Genomic DNA, 6,738 nt, shown 5'->3' with positions numbered 1-6,738 from the left:
CTCATAGGAAATGCCTCCTAACCAGTCCTAAAAGTTGAGTACTGAACTTTTAAGACATTTAATAATCATAGGACTATTATGGCACTGGTTGGAGGTAAAATCCAGATACGGACTATCTACCACTTACAAATAAAAAAACAACCTTCTGAAGAATCCCCAAATCTTCCAACATGAATTCTGATTTGTCTCCACCAGCCAAAGACAGCACCCTAAAAAAGAAGAGAACCTATATTTGTGGCCTTAGAGCGAGGATTGAATATGAGCCTTTAAGCGAATATTCAACCCGCAGTGATAGAGTCACAAATATAGGTTCTCTTCTTTTTTAGGGTGCGTCTCCTTTGCCTGTGGCAAATCAGAAGCTTACCCTTTTATACTGCTTGGATATTCTTTGTTGCGATTACATCAACACCTGTTCCTGCTACGTTCGGAACAATAACATCACCAATCTTAACTGGTGCTTTTACTACGACCGGTTTGATTTCATCAAGAATATCAAAAATCTTTCCTTTTGGAATAACGTCTTTTGTCTTTACGGATACAGCGGCAAGGTTTCCACCTTCTACCTTAACGATTGATGTAACTACACGTGTTGGGTTTGTTACTTCTTCTCTTGCATATTTATCTCCACGAGGACAAGTATTACCTTTTACATCTGTTACTTCACCGTTTTCCATTGTAACTGTAATCTGGCATCCAAGAGGACATCCAATACATGTTAAGTCTCTTTTTTCCATGATACTACTCCTCCTCAATCTTTACAGTGATGGTCTCAAGACCTTCGTACGCTTCGAGATCTTTCTTCTTTAAGATAACCTGTTCCATCTCGCCTGGAGCCATAACCTGTTTTCTACGATGCTGTACTCTTTCATCATTTAAGTATACGCTGATATAGCTATTCTTAAATACACCGCCTACACGGAAACGTACTGTCAGAAGGTCTGCCATGTTATCTACATGGATCGTGCTTGGTACTGTGTAACGAACACCATCGATTGCTTTAATTTCTACTACTTTATCAGATTTCTGTGCATCTTTGCCACAGTTGTTCTTTACATAAAGAGCTGCATTCTTACCTGCTGTTGCTGCTTCTTCTGAAACGTAGTCAACAAGATCATGTACATGAAGTACATTACCACAGGCAAATACACCGTCAATGTTTGTCTCAAGACTTTCGTCTACTAACGGTCCGTTTGTCACAGGGTTCATTGCTACGTCTGCCTGTTTTGATAATTCGTTCTCAGGAATAAGACCACAGGAAAGAAGAAGTGTATCACAATCGTAATGTACTTCTGTTCCAGGGATTGGTTTTCTGTCTGGACCAACTTCTGCGATCACTACGCCCGTCAGTCTGTCTTTTCCTTCGATATCGATTACGGTATGGCTTAATAACAGTGGAATGTCATAATCATCAAGACACTGTACGATATTTCTCTTTAAGCCGCCAGAGTAAGGCATAACTTCTGCTACGACCTTAACTTCTGCACCTTCAAATGTCATACGTCTTGCCATGATCAGTCCGATATCACCAGAACCTAAGATCACAACCTTTTTACCCGGCATGAAACCTTCCATGTTAACAAGTCTCTGTGCGGTACCTGCAGAGTAGATACCTGCTGGACGATATCCAGGAATGTTCAGGGCTCCACGAGGACGTTCACGACATCCCATCGCTAAGATCACTGCCTTTGCCTGATACATAACGATACCTTCTTCGCGGTTCATTACGGTTACTACTTTATCTTTAGAAATATCACATACCATTGTATGTAACTTATACTCGATATTTAACTCAGCTGCCTGATCGATAAAACGAGCTGCATATTCCGGACCGGTTAACTCTTCTTTAAATGTATGAAGACCAAATCCGTTATGGATACACTGATTTAAAATACCACCAAGCTGATTATCTCTTTCAATAACTAAAATACTGTCGATGCCCTCTTTTTTAGCAGCGATTGCAGCAGCTAAACCAGCAGGACCTCCACCTACGATTACGACATCATAAGATTTCATAGTATTATTCCTCACTTTCTTTCAATACTGATCCTAGTCTTCTTTAATCTTTCCTACTAACAGATTGGAACCTTCACCCTTCTTGGTGATTTCTGTCATTGGAATACCAAGCTCTCTTGAAAGAATTTCCATTGTTCTAGGAGTACAGAAACCTGCCTGGCAACGACCCATACCTGCACGAGTTCTACGTTTTACACCATCCATAGTTCTTGCACCAAGTGGACGATTGATTGCATCCATGATCTCGCCTTCAGTAATCATCTCACAACGACATACGATGCTGCCGTATTCTGGTTTTTCTTTGATTAAAGCGTTCTTTTCTTCTAAAGTAAGGTCTTCCATATGGATAACATCTTTACGTTTTGCGATGAAGTTGTCTTTCTCTGGGAAATGATATTTATCCTGAATCTGTCCGGCAATTCTCTCAGCGATTGCAGGGGAACTTGTAAGTCCCGGAGACTCGATTCCTAATGCATCAAAGAATCCCGGTGCATCTTTCGCTTCTTCGATAATGAATTCATGTTCTGGTAAATGAGCACGAAGTCCTGCGAAAGAAGTGATAATCTTATTCATAGGAAGTTTTGTTCTTGTAAGGTAGCTGTGCTGTGCTTTGTAAGCCAAATCATCAAGAATATCCTGTGTAGTTTCTACATCATCTTTACCTTCTATATCCGTTGCAGATGGTCCTACGAACATATTTCCATGGATTGTAGGAGCACAGAGAATACCTTTACCCATCTTACCTGGAAGTGGGAATACAGTTGCTGAGAAGTAATCTCCTAATTCTTTATCAAGAAGAAGGTACTCTCCTCTACGAGCGATGATATGTTTCTTATCTTCACTTACCATGTTATGAAGAGTATCTGCATATACACCTGCTGCATTAACGACGATCTTTGTCTCAAATGTTCCCTTATTTGTTACTACTTCGTAATGATCATCTTTCTTAATGATGTTCTCAACTGCATGTTCAAACTTGAATTCACATCCGTTCATTGCAGCGTTCTCACCCATAGCAATCGCAAGTCCCCATGGACAAATAATACCACCTGTTGGAACATAAAGAGCAGCTACTGTGTTATCTGTTAAATTCGGCTCCATCTTAAGAGCTTCTTCTTTATCAATGATACGGCATCCAGGAACACCATTCTCTTTTGCCTGCTCTAAAAGAACATCTAACTTACCTCTTTCTTCCGGTACAGTACAGACAATAAGGGAACCGTTCTTTTTAATAGGGTAATCCAAATCCTCTGCTAATTCATAAAGAAGCTCGTTACCTCTTACGTTCATCTCTGCCATAAGAGTTCCTGGTTTGCAGTCATAACCACCATGAACAATACCACTGTTTGCTTTGGATGTTCCAGATGCTACGTCATCACCCTTATCGATTACGCACATATTTACCTGATACTTGGACAACTCTCTTGCAGTACAAGTACCAGTAACACCGGCACCAATTACAATAATGTCATACATATCTTCTTATACCTCCATTTGTTTTGGCCGCATGACAATAAGCTACGCATTCCCTTTCTGCTTATCTATGCAATAAAATATATCGGAAAATAAATAAATTCACCAGTCGATTGCTCATAAAAAAATACATTCCGATAAAACTACACAAATATAATCACTTTTGTCACCCGTTTCTATATGTATATATTACAACATTTTCTTCGTTCTGTAAATTATACACTTTTACAAATGTGCTTAATATTTTGTATTTTTCCAAAGTGTTTGAGAAAATTCCCAAGACCAAGACAAAAAATGGTAAACTCTATCTGAGACCACATTAATTATGCTCTAACAACTACACTCTTATGATACTAAGTGGTAAATTTATTTTGTTTTTTTTCACACATACTTACAATAATGCAAAGTACCAATCCTATGAGAGATATTATAATTCCTGCTTTTAATCCTGGTGTATAGTATTTTAAGACTACGCTGTGACTTCCTTCTGATAACGGTAATGCCATAAGCATTGTATTAGCCTGAAGTATCTCTGTTTTCTTTCCATCAACATATGCTGTCCAACCTTTAGAGTATGGTATAGATAAACATAAAATTTTTTTCTTGTTTAATGAAATATTACCAGATATCTTATTTGTTTTTATGCTGACATCTTGAAGAATGTTTTCTTTTAGTAGATTAACTTGCTGGTTATATTGATTCATTGGCTGACAGTATATTTCAAAATCTTTAACAGAATATATTCCCCGCTTTTTAAAAGTAATTGTTATGCTTTTTTTTGCACTTTCCCCATATCCCAAGTTTGCAAGAAAGTTATGTCTCCCACTATACCAGTTATGTTCTCTAACCATATAATCAAAATGTTTTTTACAAACATTACTTTTCTCATCAAGAGCAGATATTTTAATCACTGACATCATTGGATATTTTCCTGGCTTTATCTCCTGTCCCATTTTCAAATCGTTAATACTAAGATAAGTTTCACAATTTGTATTTCCATTGAATTTTAAAGTGATAGATGCTCCTTTTTTCTTTACATTATATTTGTTTCCATTTTTTGTTATTCCATCACCAAGAGTTGTTGTATATTTTATTTTTGTTTTATTTTGAATTACTTTTGTTTTACTATATCCCTCTACTTTTTTATCTACTACGCATCCCTGAAGCATTGCATTTTGTCTGTCTATAGATGACATTTGTTCATATTTATTTTGAGGAATATATGTAGAATATGTGTATCCCAGTGGTAATGGATTATTATTTTTATATACTACATAACCCTTTTTTGCACACCCCTTATCATTTAATTTTTGATATCCATATGGAATATTAGGATTATTAGAATTAGCGAATGCTACAAAATATTTAACACTCATAAGTTCGTTTAAAAAAGTTCTTCCATCTAATTCTCTCAATTTATAAGCATAGTTCACAAACATATCTTGTTCAGACATAAATTCACTTATATTTCCTGGTGTTAAACTCCAATATGAAGATGTATTTTTCAACCCACTTTGTAAAGTTGAATTTCGTTCTATACATTCGTACAGACCAGAATATCTCCAAAAACTATCCTTATCGTTAGACGATACTCTTTTAATGACTTGATCTACTGGCGCATCTTCACCCATATTTGTTTCTGAAAAAGTTTTAAATTCTTTTGATACATTCTGAATCACTCCGCCAAAATATACCTTTCCATTATTTCCTATATTAATTAATACTAATATTAATATCATTACTGATGCTATCTGGGAACACGCATTTTTATACCTGTCATTAATATCACAAAACTTGTTTACAAGCAAAAACAACACAATTATTGCTATTTGTAACATTCCGATCAAAATTGCTGTTTGTATACTTTTTTCAACACCATTTGTTCCTATTTCATTTGTTTTTATTGCATAGAATATAAGAACAACACAGCTAACAATCAATGCTAAAGAATTTATCTCATCTATATCCTGTAGCACTGTCACTACTATGAAAGCCACTAACATACCATAAGCAAACACCCAGCGATTTGATGCATATGAAAAACCATTAAACACATGTCCTGCAAACGGTATGCAAAGAAAAGCTGTAAAAAGTACAATTCCTATTTTTAAACTATTATGCCCTTTTTTTAAAAATAATATAACTATACTAATCAATGCTAATGATGCATAACATAACACTGTATGTTTTCCAATAAATTCAGCACTTGTAAATCCTTTTAACAAATTTAGAAAATACTCATTATTATAGAATAAGTTAAAAGTTCTCTTAATTTTACTTCTATCTGTATCTAAAAATAATAAGATTACCGGTAGTAAAATTGTAGCACTTAGGAAAACTCCTATTATTGAAGAGACAAAAATATGCATTATCGCTTTTATCGCTTTTTTTATATTTTTAATGTCATATAATGCTAAAACTCTAAATATAACATATATAACTGTAATTAATACCAACATATAAAAAAAGTAAAAATTACTACTGGCACTTAAAAATACTGTAATTAAAAATAAAAGAGACTTCTTTTCTCTTAGTATTTTTTCTACCCCTAATAATAACAAGGGTAAGTATATGCAGGAATTTATAAAATAAGGATGATGCATTCCATGTAAAAATACATAGCCTGAAAAAATATATATATAACTGCCCATCAATACCGCTGAATATTTATTTTTTCCCATATAAAAACAATAAGCAGAAAAAGTTATTCCTGCTAAATATATACGTAACAATACTAACAAAGTATAACATACATTTATTTTAGAATCTGGTGAAAAAATAGAAAGTATATTTAACGGATCTCCTATTGCATAATAATGTAAGACACTAATTATATCACTTCCATATCCAATAGAAGCATCCCACAATGGTATCTGTAGTTTATGTTCATATATTATTTTCTTTGCAATATTTTGCATCCAATCTGAATAATAAGCTAATGCTTTTACATGCTGTGTCCATCCATCAACTTTCCATATAAAAGAAATATTATTTGAAAAAAAATAATGAAATATCACCCAAGTCATTATTAAAAATATTGTGCTATATAGCAAATAATATTTCCATAATTTATTGATTATCTTTCTTTGTTTTTTATTTTTCATAATCCTTCCTCTGTGTTCTCCTTGGTACTGTAAAGTTTTACAGTCCTATTTTTGTTTAAAACCTTATATTTTCAAGGATTTCATCACTTTTTACGAATAAAAAAGCAATGACCCCCTTTTTCATGTATAATGTAAGTGACCAAACTCA

4 protein-coding genes are annotated in these 6,738 nt (G+C 34.4%); all 4 read right to left on the bottom strand.

Features of this window, described 5'->3' with window-relative positions; all coding sequences use genetic code 11:
* Positions 1-368 precede the first annotated feature (368 nt).
* Complete coding sequence (locus tag FYJ25_RS14120) at positions 369-734, bottom strand: DUF1667 domain-containing protein (protein ID WP_005347562.1); 366 nt, start codon at positions 732-734, stop codon at positions 369-371.
* A 4-nt stretch (positions 735-738) separates the two neighbouring features.
* Complete coding sequence (locus FYJ25_RS14115) at positions 739-2,013, bottom strand: NAD(P)/FAD-dependent oxidoreductase (protein WP_005347560.1); 1,275 nt, start codon at positions 2,011-2,013, stop codon at positions 739-741.
* Between the two features lie 33 nt (positions 2,014-2,046).
* The gene (locus tag FYJ25_RS14110) at positions 2,047-3,489 is read right to left on the bottom strand and encodes an NAD(P)/FAD-dependent oxidoreductase (RefSeq protein WP_021908083.1); all 1,443 of its coding nucleotides are present in this window, start codon (positions 3,487-3,489) and stop codon (positions 2,047-2,049) included.
* Positions 3,490-3,839: 350 nt separating this feature from the next.
* Positions 3,840-6,590 carry a YfhO family protein gene (locus tag FYJ25_RS14105; RefSeq protein ID WP_154581577.1) on the bottom strand — a complete coding sequence of 917 codons (2,751 nt, stop codon included), beginning with the start codon at positions 6,588-6,590 and terminating at the stop codon, positions 3,840-3,842.
* Between the last annotated feature and the right edge of the window lie 148 nt (positions 6,591-6,738).

It is taken from the genome of Anaerobutyricum soehngenii, assembly GCF_009697165.1.
Classification (GTDB): Bacteria; Bacillota; Clostridia; order Lachnospirales; family Lachnospiraceae; genus Anaerobutyricum; species Anaerobutyricum soehngenii.
The sequence above is the reverse complement of the archived record's forward strand: the minus strand, read 5'-3'. Positions and strand labels throughout refer to the sequence as shown.